The 17,418-nt window shown below is 41.8% G+C and carries 19 protein-coding genes and 1 other annotated feature; all 19 genes read right to left on the bottom strand.

From position 1 onward, the window contains the following. Positions 1-39: 39 nt before the first annotated feature. Positions 40-225: a preprotein translocase subunit SecE gene (gene secE / locus ORD22_RS03575; protein WP_114925007.1), complete on the bottom strand. Its 186-nt coding sequence runs from the start codon at positions 223-225 to the stop codon at positions 40-42. Between the two features lie 56 nt (positions 226-281). Continuing rightward, positions 282-431: a 50S ribosomal protein L33 gene (gene rpmG, locus ORD22_RS03570; protein WP_317644510.1), complete on the bottom strand. Its 150-nt coding sequence runs from the start codon at positions 429-431 to the stop codon at positions 282-284. Between the two features lie 80 nt (positions 432-511). Next, the gene (sigH, locus tag ORD22_RS03565; RefSeq protein WP_317644597.1) at positions 512-1,150 is read right to left on the bottom strand and encodes an RNA polymerase sporulation sigma factor SigH; all 639 of its coding nucleotides are present in this window, start codon (positions 1,148-1,150) and stop codon (positions 512-514) included. 82 nt (positions 1,151-1,232) lie between these two features. Further along, entirely contained in the window at positions 1,233-1,748 is a 516-nt protein-coding gene (locus tag ORD22_RS03560) for an NYN domain-containing protein (RefSeq protein ID WP_317644509.1), read from the bottom strand. Next, positions 1,745-2,503 (bottom strand): 23S rRNA (guanosine(2251)-2'-O)-methyltransferase RlmB, encoded by a 759-nt coding sequence (gene rlmB / locus ORD22_RS03555; protein ID WP_317644507.1) that lies wholly within the window; start codon positions 2,501-2,503, stop codon positions 1,745-1,747. The genes ORD22_RS03560 and rlmB overlap by 4 nt, the downstream gene beginning before the upstream one ends. After that, positions 2,500-2,919 carry a Mini-ribonuclease 3 gene (locus tag ORD22_RS03550; protein ID WP_317644505.1) on the bottom strand — a complete coding sequence of 140 codons (420 nt, stop codon included), beginning with the start codon at positions 2,917-2,919 and terminating at the stop codon, positions 2,500-2,502. The genes rlmB and ORD22_RS03550 overlap by 4 nt, the downstream gene beginning before the upstream one ends. Positions 2,920-2,923: 4 nt before the next feature. Further along, positions 2,924-4,324, bottom strand: coding sequence for a cysteine--tRNA ligase (gene cysS, locus ORD22_RS03545; RefSeq protein ID WP_317644504.1), 1,401 nt, complete (start codon positions 4,322-4,324; stop codon positions 2,924-2,926). Continuing rightward, on the bottom strand, positions 4,305-4,979 hold the full coding sequence (gene cysE, locus ORD22_RS03540) for a serine O-acetyltransferase (protein ID WP_317644503.1): 675 nt from the start codon (positions 4,977-4,979) through the stop codon (positions 4,305-4,307). The genes cysS and cysE overlap by 20 nt, the downstream gene beginning before the upstream one ends. Positions 4,980-5,065: 86 nt before the next feature. Then, positions 5,066-5,282 (bottom strand) — a binding site (T-box leader). A gap of 56 nt (positions 5,283-5,338) precedes the next feature. Then, entirely contained in the window at positions 5,339-6,799 is a 1,461-nt protein-coding gene (gltX, locus tag ORD22_RS03535) for a glutamate--tRNA ligase (protein WP_317644502.1), read from the bottom strand. A gap of 82 nt (positions 6,800-6,881) precedes the next feature. Beyond that, a complete protein-coding gene (gene ispF / locus ORD22_RS03530) occupies positions 6,882-7,361 on the bottom strand; it encodes a 2-C-methyl-D-erythritol 2,4-cyclodiphosphate synthase (protein WP_317644501.1) in 480 nt (159 codons plus the stop codon). Positions 7,362-7,369: 8 nt separating this feature from the next. Further along, on the bottom strand, positions 7,370-8,041 hold the full coding sequence (gene ispD, locus ORD22_RS03525) for a 2-C-methyl-D-erythritol 4-phosphate cytidylyltransferase (RefSeq protein ID WP_317644596.1): 672 nt from the start codon (positions 8,039-8,041) through the stop codon (positions 7,370-7,372). Between the two features lie 28 nt (positions 8,042-8,069). Then, the gene (locus tag ORD22_RS03520) at positions 8,070-9,158 is read right to left on the bottom strand and encodes a PIN/TRAM domain-containing protein (protein WP_317644500.1); all 1,089 of its coding nucleotides are present in this window, start codon (positions 9,156-9,158) and stop codon (positions 8,070-8,072) included. A gap of 149 nt (positions 9,159-9,307) precedes the next feature. Beyond that, positions 9,308-10,678: a DNA repair protein RadA gene (radA, locus tag ORD22_RS03515; RefSeq protein WP_317644499.1), complete on the bottom strand. Its 1,371-nt coding sequence runs from the start codon at positions 10,676-10,678 to the stop codon at positions 9,308-9,310. 89 nt (positions 10,679-10,767) lie between these two features. Continuing rightward, on the bottom strand, positions 10,768-13,215 hold the full coding sequence (locus ORD22_RS03510) for an ATP-dependent Clp protease ATP-binding subunit (RefSeq protein WP_317644595.1): 2,448 nt from the start codon (positions 13,213-13,215) through the stop codon (positions 10,768-10,770). 184 nt (positions 13,216-13,399) lie between these two features. Then, positions 13,400-14,488 (bottom strand): protein-arginine kinase McsB, encoded by a 1,089-nt coding sequence (gene mcsB / locus ORD22_RS03505; protein ID WP_317644498.1) that lies wholly within the window; start codon positions 14,486-14,488, stop codon positions 13,400-13,402. After that, the gene (locus ORD22_RS03500; RefSeq protein ID WP_317644497.1) at positions 14,478-15,041 is read right to left on the bottom strand and encodes a UvrB/UvrC motif-containing protein; all 564 of its coding nucleotides are present in this window, start codon (positions 15,039-15,041) and stop codon (positions 14,478-14,480) included. Before ORD22_RS03500 ends, mcsB begins: the two co-directional genes overlap by 11 nt. Continuing rightward, entirely contained in the window at positions 15,038-15,508 is a 471-nt protein-coding gene (locus ORD22_RS03495) for a CtsR family transcriptional regulator (RefSeq protein ID WP_317644496.1), read from the bottom strand. Before ORD22_RS03495 ends, ORD22_RS03500 begins: the two co-directional genes overlap by 4 nt. Positions 15,509-15,733: 225 nt before the next feature. Next, a complete protein-coding gene (gene bioB, locus ORD22_RS03490; RefSeq protein ID WP_317644495.1) occupies positions 15,734-16,738 on the bottom strand; it encodes a biotin synthase BioB in 1,005 nt (334 codons plus the stop codon). Further along, entirely contained in the window at positions 16,735-17,334 is a 600-nt protein-coding gene (locus ORD22_RS03485; protein ID WP_317644494.1) for a biotin transporter BioY, read from the bottom strand. Before ORD22_RS03485 ends, bioB begins: the two co-directional genes overlap by 4 nt. Positions 17,335-17,418: the final 84 nt, after the last annotated feature.

Raw genomic sequence — 17,418 nt, 5'->3', positions numbered from 1 at the left:
TCAAAACGGGATATTCTCAAGCTATTCATACTTTCACTATTAGAGACCAGTATACCATTTCATAACACTTGAAATACCCATATCTACTAGTCCGAAATAAACAGCCATAAAAATGACAGTTGAAATAACAACTACAGTATACTTCGTCAATTCCTTACGCTTTGGCCAACTGACTTTCCGCATTTCCGAAATGACTTTTTTCAAAAAATCACTGATCTTGCTCATTATTCTCCAACCCTTCCGAATGACATAGCGCCCTATCTAGAACTCTATGTAACTGGTCAAATGGTTTGCTTATGCAACGTATGTGCGTTGCAATGACTGCAAAACTTTTTTAATTCAATTCTTCCTTCACGCGCTTGATTACTAGCAGGTAAAGTGTAGTTTCGCGAGCCACATTTTTCACAGCAAATGATTATTTTTTTCGCCACGTAGATTCACCTATTCGAGACAATAGTCTTGCTAAAGAGTACCATCTTACACACGACATGTCAATTCACTTTCCGCGCGGTCAGCGCACAAGATCCATTGCCATTGAATGCTCTAGCTTACGTTTAATTCGTTGAAGTGCATTATCAATAGATTTCACTTGACGATTCAGCACTTCCGATATTTCTCGATAGGATTGACCCTCTAAATAAAGGGTGAGCACTTCCTTTTCTAATGCACTCAACACTTTATTCATCTCTTCTTCCATGAAAGAAAAACTCTCTTTATGAATCATCAAGTCTTCAGGATCATCAAGCGTAGAACCCGCAATGACATCTAGCAAGGTGCGTTCTTGCTCTTCGTCATATATAGGCTTATCCAACGAAACTGAAGTATTGAGCGGAATATGCTTTTGCCGAGTTGCTGTTTTAATAGCTGTGATTATTTGCCTCGTAATACATAGCTCAGCAAACACTTTGAAAGAGCTCAATCGATCTGGTCGAAAATCTCGAATTGCCTTATAGAGTCCGATCATTCCTTCTTGCACGATATCTTCTCTATCTCCACCAATGATAAAATACGTTCTAGCTTTCATCCGAACAATCGGTTGAAATTTAGTAATCAAAAAGTCAAGGACATCTGAGTTTCCCAGATGTATTAGTTCGATCATCTCTTCATCTGAAAGTCTAGAAAAGTCATTTCCAATCTTATCATATTCCATATTCCCCACCAACCTCTCCACCCCAGAGTTTTATTGGTTTTATCAAGTTAGTATAGACGTGGAACTTTTTTCCGTCAACCGCTCATTGTTCTCCACGCCTCATTTTTTCAAATGCAGTAGCAACTTCTTCTGACAACGGTATCTTCGAAAGAGGCCGCTCTTCTCTGGAATTCCTAACACTCTGGGCAATTAAATAATCGACTTCTTTCATTGCAATTTCTAGTTCACGGGCAGATATTCGAAGTGCACCTTGCGCAAACACAACCCATTGCTCTACCAGATCGGAAGTTGCGACGTGGATTTGCGTCAATCGATTCGATAATTCTGATACAAGTTTTTCAATTCGCTCATCCGCAGTTTCATTTTCTCTCGTAAATACCACTTCTACACGGTATTGTTTCTTACGCTTTTCAATACCTGGAACCAAATGTGCGTCGAACACAACAATGACACGCCATCCTTTGTTCGCTTGGAATTCTGCCATTCGCTCTATTAAACGATCTCGCGCTTGTGCGAAATCTTCTTTTTTCAGCTCTTGTAATTCTGGCCATGCCCCGATGATATTGTAGCCATCGACGAGTAGCACATCTTTTTTCATGATGGAGCCTGGGAAGATTGGCGCTTTCGTAAAACTTCATACATCAGCAAGGCTGCCGCCACCGAAGCATTCAATGAGGTTACTTGTCCAACCATAGGCAAACTGTAAAGAAAATCACACTTCTCTCGTAAGATTCTTGACATACCTTTGCCTTCACTGCCGATAATGATAGCTAGTGGTAATGTTGCATCCATATGGCGATAATCAGTTGAATTAGCTGCATCCGTTCCAGCTATCCACACCCCACGTTTTTTTAAATCTTCCACTGTTTGCGCTAAATTATTTACTCGCACAACCGGGATATGTTCAATTGCACCTGTTGACGCTTTCGCTACAACCCCCGTCAAACCAACCGCTCTTCTTTTCGGAATAATGATTCCATGAACACCGGAAGCATCTGCGGTTCGCAAAATAGAACCTAAGTTATGAGGATCTTCGAGTTCATCCAGAATGATGAAGAAAGGATCTTGCTTCCTCTCTTTCGCAACTGCGAATAAATCATCCAATTCAGCGTAATCGTATGCTGCTACCGAAGCAACAATCCCTTGATGACTAACATCTGTCATGCCATCAAGTTTTTGTTTAGGAGATGTCTGAACGACCACTCCCGCTTCTTTCGCAAGCTTCATGATTTCTCCAATGCTTTTCTTGTTGACTCCTTCCGCTACCCATATTTTATTTAGTTGTCGACCAGACCGTAATGCTTCAACAACTGGATTTCTACCGCCAATCAGTTCAACTTCTTGCTCCGTCATAGCATTTCCTCCTCAGGATGTTCTACGTAACGAATCGCTTCAGCTATTAGTTCCGCAAGACGTTGTTGTCGGTTCAAAAGATACACATACCCTAGGACCGCTTCGAACGCAGAACTATAATTGTACGTAGTAATATCCGTGTTTTTAGGGACAGAGCCCGCTTTCGCATTACGACCGCGGCGCATCACGGCCTCTTCTTCCTCTGTCAGCAACTTTTTTTCTTTCATCGTCATAATTATTCGTGCCTGGGCTTTGGCAGAGACAAAACGCGTAGCCTCTTTATGCAAAATTTGTGGTTTCACACGACCACTTCGCAATAAATGTTCTCTAACTGCTTGTTCGTACACTGCATCCCCCATATACGCAAGAGCGAGGGCATTAAGTTGTTTAACGTCTATATCACGCAAATTACCCACGCAATTACCCTCTTTTCCAGCGAGTACCTTGCGCTGTATCTTCTAGCACAATACCCACCGCTTTCAACTCATCGCGAATTTCATCTGCTCGTGCAAAATCACGGTTTTTGCGCGCATCTAAACGCTCTTGGATAAGTGCATCAATTTCCTCATCTACTAATTCATCCGCAGTTTCGAAAGGTAAGCCGAGCACACCCATTAACAAATCAAAAACTTCGATAAATCGTTGCAACACGCGAGAATCTGTATTTTTTTCTAGTAAATAGATATTTGCTTGTTTCGATAATTCGAAAATAACCGCAATAGCATTCGCAGTATTGAAGTCATCGTCCATCGCAGTTTCAAACGCCTTAACCTGTTCTTCAATACCTGTGATCCACAGTTTTGAATCCTCCGCTAAATCAGCAGAAACAGTAAGTCTATGCTGCAAGTTATTGTACGCCGTCTGAATTCGCTCAAGCCCATTCGCTGCACTCTCCACTAAATCTTGTGCAAAGTTGACAGGGTGACGATAATGTACAGAAAGCATGAAGAAACGAAGAACTTTCGGATCGATTTGCTTACGAATATCATGTACTAAAATGAAGTTTCCAAGGGATTTAGACATCTTTTCATTGTCGATATTAATATACCCATTATGCATCCAATAATTAGCAAATGTCTTACCCGTTGCCGCTTCAGATTGCGCTATCTCATTTTCGTGATGCGGGAATGTTAAATCTTGACCGCCCGCGTGAATGTCAATCGTGTCGCCAAGATGTTCTCTAGCCATAACAGAACATTCAATATGCCAACCTGGACGCCCTTCTCCCCACGGACTGTTCCATGAAATTTCGCCTTCTTTAGCAGCTTTCCAAAGTGCAAAATCCAGCGGGTCCGATTTAATCGCATTTTCTTCGATACGCGCGCCAACCTTCAATTCGTCAATGGATTGGTGGGACAACTTACCGTACCCCTCAAATTCACGCGTATGGTAATAGACATCGCCATTGGATTCGTACGCAAACCCTTTTTCAATTAGTAATTGAATAAACTTCACGATATCTTCAATATGTTCCGTTACACGCGGGTGAACTGTCGCTTTCCCACAGCCAAGCGCATGGACATCCTCAAAATACGCTTGAATAAAACGCTCCGTCAGCTCTCCAACTTCTTCATTCAATTCGTTTGCCGCTTTAATAATTTTGTCGTCTACATCGGTAAAGTTTGAAACGTAGTTTACTTCATATCCACGGTATTCTAAGTAACGACGGACGGTATCAAAAGCGATAACCGGCCGTGCGTTCCCAATATGAATATAGTTATAGACAGTCGGGCCACAGACGTACATTTTGACCTTTCCTTCTTCTATCGGAACGAACTTCTCTTTTTTCCGAGTCAATGTGTTATAAAGTTGAATGCTCATGTAAATCTCCCTTTTTTCCGTTCATTGTTTCCAGCTGTTGTGTCCGCAGCTGTAATTCTTGAATTTGCTGTTCTAAGCGTTTGATTTCATCAGATATAGGGTCTTGCAATGTATGGTCTAATTTATCATTCACACGAACACCGTTTGAAATGACTATTTTACCAGGTATTCCAACAACTGTTGAGTTCGGTGGCACTTCTTTAAGAATAACGGATCCAGCGCCCACTTTGCTGTTTTCTCCAATCGTAATCGACCCAAGAACTTTGGCACCTGATGCGACTAATACATTATCACATAATGTCGGGTGTCGCTTCCCACCTTCTTTACCCGTTCCACCTAGTGTTACACCTTGATATAGCGTGACATCGTCTCCAATTTCACATGTCTCTCCGATGACTACACCCATCCCATGGTCAATAAAGAGTCTTCTTCCAATCACTGCCCCCGGATGAATTTCGATACCCGTGAAAAATCTGCTGACCTGCGAGACAACACGAGCGAGAAAACGAAGATTTCGTTTGTAGAAAGCATGCGCTACACGATGTAACCAAATAGCATGGAGCCCTGAATACGTCAAAATTACTTCAACCGTGCTGCGAGCAGCTGGATCTTGCTCGAAAATGCAGTGGATATCTTCTTTCATACGTTTAAACAATGAACTTCCCCCTTTTTATATAAATCCTTAGGTTAAACGACGCTTTCCGCTATTGAATTAAAAATAGCGCCCCTGTCATTTATGATGACAGAGGCGCATAGTTTGCGTGGTTCCACTCCGCTTGGGAGACATATATCTCCCCGCTTAAGGTCTTTAACGCAGACTATACGTATGGGCCTACTACACTGTTCAGCTCATCGCTCAAAGGTGCATTTCTATGTTGAATTAGCTCAGGTCATTTCCAGCCTAGATGACCCTCTCTATAGAGCATTCAACATATACTCTCCTTCTCAACGCTTTTCATATGCAAATTCATAGTATGTTCATTTTACACACAATTGCAAAAAAGTCAATATTGATTATTTTGCAAATCTTTCGACGCGTTCGATAATCTTCTTCTTACCAATCAATGCGATGGAGTCTGGTAATTCAGGTCCCGATGTTTGACCAGTTGCTACCACACGGACAGGCATGAATAAATTCTTACCTTTGTGTCCTGTTTCTTTTTGAACAGCTTTAATTGCCGCTTTGATAGATGGTGCGTCGAATGTTTCAAGTGCTTCTAGTTGTTGCTTCAATGAAGCCATCACTTCTGGCACTTGTTCACCCGCTAAAATTTCCTGTGCTGCTTCATCATATTCAACTACATCGGTGAAGAACTGGGCAGACAGCTCAACAATTTCAGCTCCGAAGCTTAATTGCCCATGATATAAAGCAATTAAGTCGTGTACCCACGCTTGTTCTTCAGCAGTCATTTCTTTCGAGACAAGATCTGCGGCTTGTAGATGCGGTAACGTTAAGTCAATCACTTCATCAAGCGATAATTTCTTAATATACTGGTTGTTCACCCATGTTAGCTTATGCGTATCGAACATAGATGGTGATTTAGACAAACGAGTTTCATCAAATAACTCAACTAGTTCATCATGCGAGAAGATTTCCTCTTCCCCACCTGGTGACCAACCGAGCAATGCAAAGAAGTTGAACATCGCTTCAGGTAAATACCCTAACTCTTTATATTGTGTGATGAATTGAATGATTGATTCATCACGTTTTGAAAGTTTTTTACGATCTTCATTAACGATTAATGTCATATGACCGAATCGCGGATGCTCCCAACCGAACACATCAAACACCATTAACTGCTTCGGTGTATTTGTCAAATGCTCTTCTCCACGGAATACGTGAGTAATTTTCATCAAGTGATCATCCACTACTACCGCATAGTTGTACGTTGGAATACCGTTTGTTTTGACCATAACCCAATCGCCGATATCCTTAGATTCGAACGTTACTGTACCTCGAACTAAGTCCTCGATTGTATACGTTACATCTTCAGGTACACGCATGCGAATACTATAAGAGAGACCAGCTGCTTCTTTTTCTTCTACTTGCTCTGCTGTTAAATGACGGCATGTGCCATCATACATCGGAGCTGCAACACCTGCTGCTTTTTGAGCATCACGTTTCTCTTCTAATTCTTCAGGTGTACAGAAGCATTTGTATGCATTTCCTTGCTCTAGCATTTCATCTGCATATTTCTTATATAAATCTAAACGCTCTGTTTGGCGATACGGTCCATATTCACCACCAATATCGATAGATTCATCATGACGGATGCCTAGCCACGTTAAGTTTTCTAACTGCGACAATTCGCCGCCCTCAATATTTCGTTCTGTATCTGTATCTTCAATTCGAATGATGAACTTTCCATCATAATGGCGAGCATATAGGTAGTTGAATAAAGCGGTCCGTGCACCACCGATATGTAATTGGCCTGTTGGACTTGGTGCGTAACGCACACGTACTTCTTGTGTCATAAATTTACCTCTCCGTTCTAGTTCTATTACACCTTGGCGTAATTTCCTATCTATTTTAGCACTCTGTAGAAAGTTTTGAAAGTCACTGGTTTTTCATTAGTAAGATTGTCGCCATCGCCGCGATACCTTCTTCACGTCCTGGGAAGCCTAGACGCTCCGTAGTCGTTGCTTTGACATTCACTTGCGATAAATCAGCTTCAAGCAATTCTGCTACGCGTTGACGGATTTCACCTATATAGGGTGCCATTTTCGGTCGCTGAGCTATGATCGTACAATCGATATTGCCTAAGCGGTAGCCTTCCTCTTTTACCATCTTCCATACTTTTTCAAGTAATATGGCAGAGTCCGCGTCTTTAAAAGCATCATCTGTATCTGGAAAATGTGTACCTATATCTACTTTCCCGATAGCTCCAAGCGCCGCATCAGTAACAGTATGCAATAAAACGTCTGCATCGGAGTGACCGATTAACCCTTTCGTATGCGGGATTGTAATCCCTCCAATAATGAGTGGTCTTCCTTCTGCAAATGCGTGTACATCAAAACCTTGTCCAATTCTAAACATCGTCCATCCTACTTTCTTCTCGCCAGCAAGATTTCGCCTATCGCTAGATCTTCCTGTGTTGTCATTTTTACATTATCATATGAGCTTTCCACAATTTGCACGCTATGCCCAAGACGTTCTACAAGCATCGATTCATCGGTGCCTAGAAAACCATCTCGAATAGCTTGATCAGATGCTTCTTTTAACAATTCATAACGAAAGGCTTGGGGTGTCTGAACCATCCATAACTTTTCCCGATCTACCGTTTGCTGTACCGTGCCGTTTTCCGCATACTTAATCGTATCCTTTACTTTTACCGCCGCAATTGCAGCACCTTTGTCATTCGCGGCGTTGACTAAATCACCTATGACAGACGACTTCAGGAAAGGTCTCGCAGCATCATGCACAAGCACGATGCCGTTGCCTTTATACGCTGCAATACATGCTGCAACGCTGTCCTGTCGCTCGCCTCCACCTTCAACAAACGTAATACTTTCAGGCTGTTCAAGAATCTCTTGAATAACCGTCTGCTCTTCAGGTTTTACCGCGATAATAATTCCTTCGCATTGAGGATCTTGTTGAAACACACGAACTGTATGATACAGAATAGGATGTTCGCCAATTTTTAAGAAAAGTTTATTTTGTCCGGCGCCCATGCGTTTACCGCTACCTGCAGCCGGAATCATCACTGTATATTTCACATTCGTTCCTCTGCTTTCCTTCATAAATTCATCGACCTTTCGGCTTCGCAAAGATCATTCTTCCGGCAGATGTTTGCAGGACACTCGTCACCACAACATCAATTGCCTGGCCGATATGTGACCTACCCTCTTCAATAACAATCATCGTCCCATCATCCAAATAAGCCACACCCTGATTATGCTCTTTACCATCTTTGATCACAACTACATGCATTTCTTCACCTGGAATAACGACCGGCTTTACCGCATTAGCTAAATCATTAATATTCAATACCGCCACACCATGTAGATCAGATACTTTATTCAAATTAAAGTCATTTGTCACCACAAGACCCTGCATTTTTTTCGCTAGTTTCACAAGTTTCAAATCAACCTCTGCAACGCTCGGTATATCTTCATCTGTAATCAAAACGTGTGGGCCATCGTCGGTTTGGAGACGTTTAAGTATGTCTAATCCACGTCGGCCCTTCGTTCGTTTTAGCGTATCTGATGAATCCGCTATATGTTGAAGTTCAGTCAACACAAATTGCGGAACGACTAAAATCCCTTGTAAAAATCCAGTCGCTACAATGTCCGCGATTCTTCCATCAATAATAACGCTTGTGTCCAATAATTTATAGACGTCTTTTTGTGGTGCCATGGGCTCTGTAGTTTCCACAAGCTCTTTCTTTTTCGTCGTATTACGCATACTAGACATGGCGCCGATAAACTCTTCACGCTTTTTAAATCCAACTTGGAATCCTAAATAGCCTAAAAGAATAGATAGTAAGACCGGTAATACGGACGAAATTACAGGAATATCAATAGCATTCAAACCAAAACTAAATAAGAATGCAACACTCAAACCTCCAATTAACCCTATGGTTCCAAACAATAGATCCATAATTGGCGCTTTCAAAAGTCGCTCTTCAATCCATTTAATAAAATTCACAATCGGTTCTGTTAAAAATAAGCTTAATAAATATAGAATAATGGCTCCTAAAACGGCCTCTACGTATGCATTATTAATTATGGGTTTTGATGTAAATGCAAACATAGCAAATAAGTGCGGCAAAAATAAAACACCAAGAGTTCCTCCAATTAAAAGAAAAGAAACTTGAACCGCTCTGTTCAACATATTTTCCCACCTCCTTTTCCTTCCTATTAGTATACAACGAATTACACTTAGTCGCTTAGGTTAAGTGAGGAACTTCTGAAAATTCCCCACTATCTATAATAGGACTATATTATCAAATCAGAGGTTCCTATTGTTTCATTAAACTGCCATTATTTAAATGCAATCCCAAGCGCTTCTGTAATTGTTTCTACCCCTACCACTTCGATGCCGGACGGGATATCCCAACCACCAAGGTTTGAAGCTGGTATAATGACTCGATCAAACCCCAACTTAGCAGCTTCTGTTACACGCTGTTCTATTCTAGATACCCGTCTAACCTCACCTGTTAATCCTACTTCTCCAACAAAACAATCTCGCGCACCGACTGCGGCGTCCTTGTAGCTCGAGACAATGCTCAGCAAGACCGCTAAATCAATCGCCGGTTCATCTAACTTCACACCACCAGCAACTTTAATATACGCATCTTGTGTCTGTAATAGCATACCCGCTCGCTTTTCAAGTACCGCCATCAGTAACGACACGCGGTTTTGGTCCAGTCCGGTCGCCATTCGTTTTGGATAATTAAAGCTAGAAGCCGTCATTAACGCTTGGATTTCAACTAGAATTGGACGAGTCCCTTCCATAGAAGCAACAATGGTGGAACCCGCTCCGCCTTGCGATCGTTCTCGTAAAAATAATTCGGACGGGTTCAATACTTCCTTTAAACCTGACTGTAACATTTCAAAAATAGCAATCTCGTTAGTCGAACCGAAACGATTTTTCACGCTACGTAAAATACGGTATGTATGATGTCGTTCCCCTTCAAAATACAACACAGTATCTACCATATGCTCGAGCAATCTTGGTCCAGCAATTTGCCCTTCTTTAGTCACATGTCCAACGATAAAAATAGCGATGTTTTGCGTTTTAGCAATTCTCATCAGCTCCGCTGTACACTCACGAACTTGTGAAACACTACCGGGGGCTGATGTAACCTCTGGGTGGTGTACCGTTTGAATAGAGTCCACAATGACGAATTTCGGCTGAACTTCATCGACCGTTTCATGAATCATGCCGAGGTCGGTCTCTGCATAAATATAAAGTTCATCCGACTTCACACCTAATCTTTCCGCCCGTAATTTCGTCTGGCGAATAGACTCTTCACCAGAAATATATAGTACGCGCTGTTGCTGATTCGCAAGCAATGAGGAAACTTGTAAAAGCAAAGTCGATTTACCGATACCCGGATCTCCACCGATCAATATAAGCGAGCCAGGCACGATTCCTCCACCTAATACACGATTCAATTCTTCTAGTTCCGTTTTCACTCGCGGCTCTTCAACCATTTCAACTTTGCTGATTGGCAATGCTTTCTGCTTTACTTTATCTCCATGCTGAAAAGCACCACGCGGTCCTTTTTGTACGATTTCTACTTCTTCATCCATTGTGTTCCATTCCCCACAACCTGGACAGCGCCCCATCCACTTAGGGGACTCATACCCACAGGAACGACACATAAACTTCGATTTACGCTTTGCCATACGATATCTCCTTTCTTGAAATACGAAAAGGACAGCCCGCCACGCTTTTTGAAATTCCAAGCGAGCGAGCTATCCTGATCTTCATTTAATTAATTTTCTACAGTTTGTGTTTGTTTTTCAGTCTTAACAACAAACTTATCCTCTTCCACATCAATTACTACTTTTTCACCCATCAGAACTTTACCTTCTAATAACTCCTCAGATAAACGATCCTCAACATGTTTTTGTAATGCACGACGTAGTGGACGCGCACCATATTCCGGATCATATCCTTCATCGGTAATTTTGTCCATCGCAGCTTCAGTCAACACTAACTCGATGTCCTGTTCAGCCAATCGCTTAGACAGCTCATTTGACATCAAGCTAACGATTTGACGTAGGTGTTCTTTTTCAAGGGAGTGGAACACAATCATATCATCCACACGGTTTAGGAATTCTGGTCTAAATGCTTTCTTCAATTCAGCAAGCATTTTTTCTTTCATATCGTCATAACTAGAATCAGCATCACCGATATTAAAGCCAACATAACGGTTCTTCTTCAATTCAGTCGCTCCGACGTTAGATGTCATGATAATGACCGTGTTACGGAAATCAACTGTTCGTCCTTTAGAATCTGTTAAACGTCCATCTTCCAATACTTGCAGTAAGATATTGAAAACATCTGGATGCGCTTTTTCAATTTCATCTAGCAAGACGACAGAATATGGCTTACGGCGAACTTTCTCCGTCAACTGACCGCCTTCTTCATAGCCTACATACCCTGGAGGTGATCCGACAAGACGTGATGTCGCGTGTTTTTCCATATACTCTGACATGTCGATACGAATCATCGCATCTTCATCGCCGAACATCACTTCAGCTAGTGCACGACCTAGTTCTGTTTTACCTACACCCGTTGGACCAAGGAAGATAAATGAACCAATTGGTCTTTTCGGATCTTTCAATCCCGCACGAGCACGGCGAATTGCTTTAGAAATAGCTAGCACTGCTTCGTTTTGACCGATTACACGTTCATGTAGAATCTCTTCCATATTGAGCAACTTCGCAGATTCTGTTTCAGCAATCTTATCGACTGGAATCCCTGTCCACATTGCTACAACTGTCGCGATGTCGTTAACTGTTACTTCAGATTCCGTCTTTCCTTGCTTCTCTTTCCAAGCTGCCTTCGTCTTTTCCAGCTTTTCCTTCATCTTTTGTTCTTTATCTCTGTATGAAGCGGCTTTTTCAAATTCTTGACTTTGAACAGCTGCATTCTTTTCAGAACGAATGGCTTCCAACTTTACTTCTAGCTCTTTTAGATTCGGCGGCGTTGTATATGAACGAAGTCGGACTTTTGATCCCGCTTCATCAATCAAGTCAATCGCTTTATCCGGTAAAAAACGATCTGAAATATAACGGTCAGACATTTTCGCAGCTGCTTCAACAGCTTCGTCAGTTATCTTCACACGGTGATGCGCTTCGTAGCGGTCACGCAATCCTTTAATAATCTGGATTGTTTCGTCTACTGTAGGTTCATCCACTTGAATCGGTTGGAAACGGCGTTCAAGAGCTGCATCTTTTTCAATATATTTACGGTATTCGTCAAGTGTTGTCGCACCGATACATTGCAGTTCCCCACGAGCAAGTGAAGGTTTTAAAATATTAGATGCGTCAATCGCACCTTCCGCTCCACCTGCACCGATCAATGTATGCAACTCATCAATGAAGAGAATAATATTCCCTGCTTGACGGATTTCTTCCATTACCTTTTTCATACGATCTTCAAACTCACCACGATATTTCGTACCCGCAACGACTGTACCCATATCCAGCGTCATGACGCGTTTATCACGTAGGATTTCAGGCACTTCGTTATTCACGACTTGTTGTGCCAAACCTTCGGCAATCGCCGTTTTACCAACACCTGGTTCCCCAATGAGCACAGGGTTGTTTTTCGTACGACGGGCTAACACTTCAATTACACGCATGATCTCTTTGCTTCGTCCAATTACTGGATCAAGCGTGCCTTCGCGTGCAATTTCAGTTAAGTCTCTAGCTAAACTATCCAAAGTCGGTGTTGCAGCTGAAGCTGAGTTCGCTGTACTCCCAACAGAACTTTCATCACTGCCAAGCAATTGAAGCACTTGCTGACGAGCTTTGTTCAAACTAACGCCTGCATTATTTAGTACGCGAGCTGCTACACCTTCACCTTCGCGAATCAAAGCTAATAAAATATGTTCTGTACCAATATAGGAGTGACCCAATTTACGTGATTCATCAACTGAAAGTTCTATGACACGTTTTGCGCGCGGCGTATAATGAACGATCGGGCCCACATCTTTCGAACCCACACCTACAAGAATCTCCACTTCACGTTCGATTGTATCTGCATTCACATTAATCGCTTCCAGTGCTTTCGCTGCAATTCCGCCACCTTCTCGGATTAACCCAAGCAAAATATGCTCCGTACCGATAGATTCATGTTTTAAGCGGATCGCCTCTTCTTGAGCAAGTTGTAAAACTTTTTGTGCACGTTGTGTAAATCGATTGAACATCATATCCATTCCCCTCTTTCCTTCATCAGTAGATATATTCTATGGTATGCCAATTGAAGCAACCTTGCTTTACTCCGCATTACTATACATATTCAAACTACTTCATAAAAAGCCATATCATTTGTATTGACTTTGACTATCTTTGATTAATTATAAATCTAAATTAAGGATCTTGCAAAAAGTTTGCTTATGACTCTTCAGGCGCATCCTCTTCAACTGTCGACTTCGCCATTAGAAGGCGATCACGGAATAATTGTGCGCGTAGAACGTCTCGTTGATCAGATGTTAATTCCGTCCCCTTGTAACGCTGAAGAAAACCCGGTTGCATAAAAATCATTAATTCATTTAAAATGGCCATGTCGATATTTTTGATGATACCTAAATCAATACCCAAACGAACGTCCGACAAACATCTAGCCGCTTCTGCTGAAGGAAGAATTCTTGCATGCGTAATCGTACCGAGGGATCTGAATAGACGATTTTCCAAATGCACTTCAGATTTTGCTAGAAGCAACTCACGCGATTTCTTCTCATGTGCAATCAAACGTTTCGTAATACTTTCTAAATCCTTCAAAATTTCTGATTCCGATTTACCTAGTGTAATTTGATTAGATATTTGATAAATATTACCGAGTGCTTCGCTACCTTCACCATAGCTTCCACGGACAACCATACCTAGCCGCGAGATTGCTGGAATGATACGCTCAATCTGCTTAGTGATGGTTAGCGCTGGCAAATGCATCATGACAGATGCCCGCATGCCCGTTCCTGTATTCGATGGGCAGCTAGTTAAATAACCAAATGTCTCATCGAATGCATACTCTAGATTACGTTCTAGTTCACTATCCACATGATCCGCTTGTTCGTATGCAGTATCGATTTGAAAGCCTGGATAAATACATTGAATGCGAATATGATCCTCTTCGTTCACCATAATGCTAATTGTCTCATCTTCAGATAATAGAACAGACCCATATCGATCAGGTTCAATCAACTGCGGACTTACTAGATGTTTTTCCACTAGAATTTGTCGCTCAAGGGATGATAAGTCCGCCATCGATATCCCCGCGAATTGGTGTTCTTCCATCGTTGCTACTGCTTGATCGACGGCTTCATTGACACGTTTAGCTTCTTCTTCAGAGGCGCAAATAGGGAATAGCCGATCTTGTAAGTTGCGCGCCAGACGGATTCTCGTGGATAGAACGATGTCTGAATGTTCACCTTTTGCGACCATCCAGCCAGCCAGTTCACGTTTGATGAATTTTTCAAATGACATCTTGATCATCACCTCCATCAGACAATTGCTGTTTGACTTGATTGGCTTCATCACGTAAAACCGCAGCTTCTTCAAAGCGTTCATTGTCTACTGCTTCCCGCATCTTTACTCGAATATCTTCCAGCTTCTTTTTCAAAGCAAAACGTTCGTTTAGAGAAACCGGTATCTTCCCACTGTGACTTGAGTTACCATTATGCAATTTAGCAAACACACGTGGTAATTGTTCACGAAACGTGTCATAGCAAGTCGCACAGCCAAATTTTCCGACGTCTAAAAAACGATGAAACGTCAGACCACAATTTGGACATTCCGGACCTGCGACTACTTCGTTCGGCTTTTGCCCCGATAACAGTTCCGTGCCGCCTAACCAGTGCGCTAAAAATTGTTGAATGGATAACGGTTCTTGATCTGGACTGAATGAAAATGTCTGAGAATAAAATGCACATTTATCACACAAATGCCTTTCGGTTACACCATTCATCGTCTCTTGTTTAAAGACTACAGTTGCAGGTCGTTCTTTGCAGTTTTCACAAAGCATCTGTATCCACCTCATTCTACTTCTTCGTATAGTAACGTAACTAACATGGCGCGAAGTATACGTGAACGCAATGCATCACGTTCCGGTAACATGTAGCGCAGTGTCGCACGACCAACCGCGGCTAGCATAAGTTTGGCTTCTCGCTCTGAAATTACTTCTTCTTGAATTAAACGATAGATTACATCTTCCGCCATAGTGGAGGACGCTTCTACTTCTAAGATGTCTAATGCTTGTTCTAGCAGATCCTTACGGGAGTTCGTCTGCACACGATAAATCCGAATGTAGCCTCCACCTCCACGTTTCGATTCGACTGCATAGCCTCTTTCGACCGTGAAGCGTGTTTTAATTACATAGTTTATTTGCGAAGGAACGCATTGAAACCTCTCGGCAATTTCATTCCGTTTGATCTCAATAGAAGCACTATCTTCCTTTTCGATAATCGACTTCAAATACCCTTCTATAATGTCAGAAATATTCCGCATCTCGTCACCTCGTTTCTGCTCATTTCTTGGTTGACTTTGACTATCTTTGACTTGATTGTATCGCAGAAATTAGGCTGGATGCAATTCTTTTGATTGGCGGCGTATGCTTTTTATTTCAAATTTATAGCGATAGGCTGTCTCTATTCATAGACGATTATTCATAGAGTCCCGATCTTTTTAAACATACTAAAAAACCACGTATGGATTTACGTGGTTTTTTGTATTTTATATAGTAACTGGTTCTTTTTTCAATGGTTCTAAATCTACTTCGAAGCCCATGTCTTCTAGCATTTTTCGATCTTGATCATTTTCTTGACCGGCTGTTGTCAAGTAGTCACCGATGAAGATGGAGTTTGCTGCGTATAGGCCAAGTGGCTGTAGACTGCGAAGGTTAACTTCGCGTCCGCCTGAAATACGGATTTCTTTTGTTGGATTGATATAACGGAATAAGCAAAGCACTTTTAAGCAATAGCGCGGATCTAACTCAGATGTACCTTCTAACGGCGTACCATCTACAGCATGTAAGAAGTTTACTGGAATAGAGTCTGCATCAAGAACGCGTAAACTATGCGCCATGGAAATTACGTCTTCTTTTGTTTCACGCATACCAACGATCACGCCTGAGCATGGTGAAATCCCTGCTTCTTTTGCATGTCCTACTGTATTTACACGATCATCATACGTATGTGATGTTGTGATGCTTTCATGGTGCGCTGCAGAAGTATTCAAGTTGTGGTTATAACGATCCACGCCCGCTTCCTTCAATCGAACGGCTTGCTCGGGCTTCAAGATACCGAGGCATGCACAGACAGTCATCCCTTGATGCTTTTCTTTGATCTGCTTAACGGAATCAATTACGATTTCAAGTTCACTGTCGCGAGGTCCACGTCCACTAGCTACGATACAATACGTACCAGCTTTATTAGCGGCTGCGCGTTCTGCACCTTCTAAGATTTCTTCCGCTTTCATCATCGCATACTTTTCAACAGGCGCTTTTGAAACGATAGATTGTGCACAGTACCCACAATTCTCCGGGCATAGTCCTGATTTTGTATTGATAATCATATTTAGTTTTACTTTATTTCCATAGTAATGAGAACGAATCGAATAGGTCGCGTGAAGTAGCAACAATAAATCTTCGTCTGGACTGTTCAATATAGAGAGCGCTTCTGCGTCTGTAAGAATATGTCCTTGCAATACTTTGTCTGCCAACAGCTGATAATTTGTCAAAATGTACGCCTCACCTTCAAGTGTTTTGAAATTCTAAAAGCAAAGATTCCTGCGAGTACCGCTAATACAATATCTTTTGGCAGTGGCGGAACCATCCAAAGCCAAGCAACTTTATACGTAAATGCATCTGGTGCAGCAGCCCACATTTTATAGGCAAAATACATCCAGTTCGTACCAAGTAAGTAGTTAACTGAAGTTGCTACAAGAGATGCAATAATGAATGCGGATAATGTTCGTTTCCGCTCGACTATTTTACCTGCTATGTAGGCGATTAAGATAAAGGTAAGAATGAAGCCAAATGTCGGGCTCAGTATTTGTCCAAAGCCGCCTGAAAATTTAGCGAATACAGGTGCCCCTGCAAGACCAATCAACATATAGACGGTCATAGATAATGCACCTAGTCGACTACCTAATAACAATCCTGACAATATGGCAAAGAATGTTTGTAATGTAATCGGTACTCCCCCGACCACCAAAAATGGAACGAATGAAGTAATATTCGCTCCAATCATCATTAGCGCTGCGAACATTCCACTATATACAATAGTTAATGCACTGAACTTACTTTGGGAACGCCCTTCTGTTACTGTTGCCATCATTCCACCTCTTCATATTTTAGTTACTATAAAAATGATAATGGTTTACACATATTGTGTCAACAACTTTAAGAATCTAGTTAA

The organism is Sporosarcina sp. GW1-11 (assembly GCF_033088395.1).
Classification (GTDB): domain Bacteria; phylum Bacillota; class Bacilli; order Bacillales_A; family Planococcaceae; genus Sporosarcina.
The sequence above is the reverse complement of the archived record's forward strand: the minus strand, read 5'-3'. Positions and strand labels throughout refer to the sequence as shown.

Excerpts from the sequence above, each read along its gene's own strand:
- ORD22_RS03485 (WP_317644494.1), bottom strand. The coding sequence starts at position 17,334 with ATGGCAACAGTAACAGAAGGGCGTTCCCAAAGTAAGTTCAGTGCATTA.
- ORD22_RS03510 (WP_317644595.1), bottom strand. The coding sequence starts at position 13,215 with ATGATGTTCAATCGATTTACACAACGTGCACAAAAAGTTTTACAACTT.
- rlmB (WP_317644507.1), bottom strand. The coding sequence starts at position 2,503 with ATGACGGAGCAAGAAGTTGAACTGATTGGCGGTAGAAATCCAGTTGTT.
- ORD22_RS03520 (WP_317644500.1), bottom strand. The coding sequence starts at position 9,158 with ATGTTGAACAGAGCGGTTCAAGTTTCTTTTCTTTTAATTGGAGGAACT.
- mcsB (WP_317644498.1), bottom strand. The coding sequence starts at position 14,488 with ATGTCATTTGAAAAATTCATCAAACGTGAACTGGCTGGCTGGATGGTC.
- secE (WP_114925007.1), bottom strand. The coding sequence starts at position 225 with ATGAGCAAGATCAGTGATTTTTTGAAAAAAGTCATTTCGGAAATGCGG.
- gltX (WP_317644502.1), bottom strand. The coding sequence starts at position 6,799 with ATGACACAAGAAGTACGTGTGCGTTACGCACCAAGTCCAACAGGCCAA.
- ispF (WP_317644501.1), bottom strand. The coding sequence starts at position 7,361 with ATGTTTAGAATTGGACAAGGTTTTGATGTACACGCATTTGCAGAAGGA.
- ORD22_RS03500 (WP_317644497.1), bottom strand. The coding sequence starts at position 15,041 with ATGAGGTGGATACAGATGCTTTGTGAAAACTGCAAAGAACGACCTGCA.
- ORD22_RS03495 (WP_317644496.1), bottom strand. The coding sequence starts at position 15,508 with ATGCGGAATATTTCTGACATTATAGAAGGGTATTTGAAGTCGATTATC.
- radA (WP_317644499.1), bottom strand. The coding sequence starts at position 10,678 with ATGGCAAAGCGTAAATCGAAGTTTATGTGTCGTTCCTGTGGGTATGAG.
- sigH (WP_317644597.1), bottom strand. The coding sequence starts at position 1,150 with ATGGAATATGATAAGATTGGAAATGACTTTTCTAGACTTTCAGATGAA.
- cysS (WP_317644504.1), bottom strand. The coding sequence starts at position 4,324 with ATGAGCATTCAACTTTATAACACATTGACTCGGAAAAAAGAGAAGTTC.
- ORD22_RS03560 (WP_317644509.1), bottom strand. The coding sequence starts at position 1,748 with ATGAAAAAAGATGTGCTACTCGTCGATGGCTACAATATCATCGGGGCA.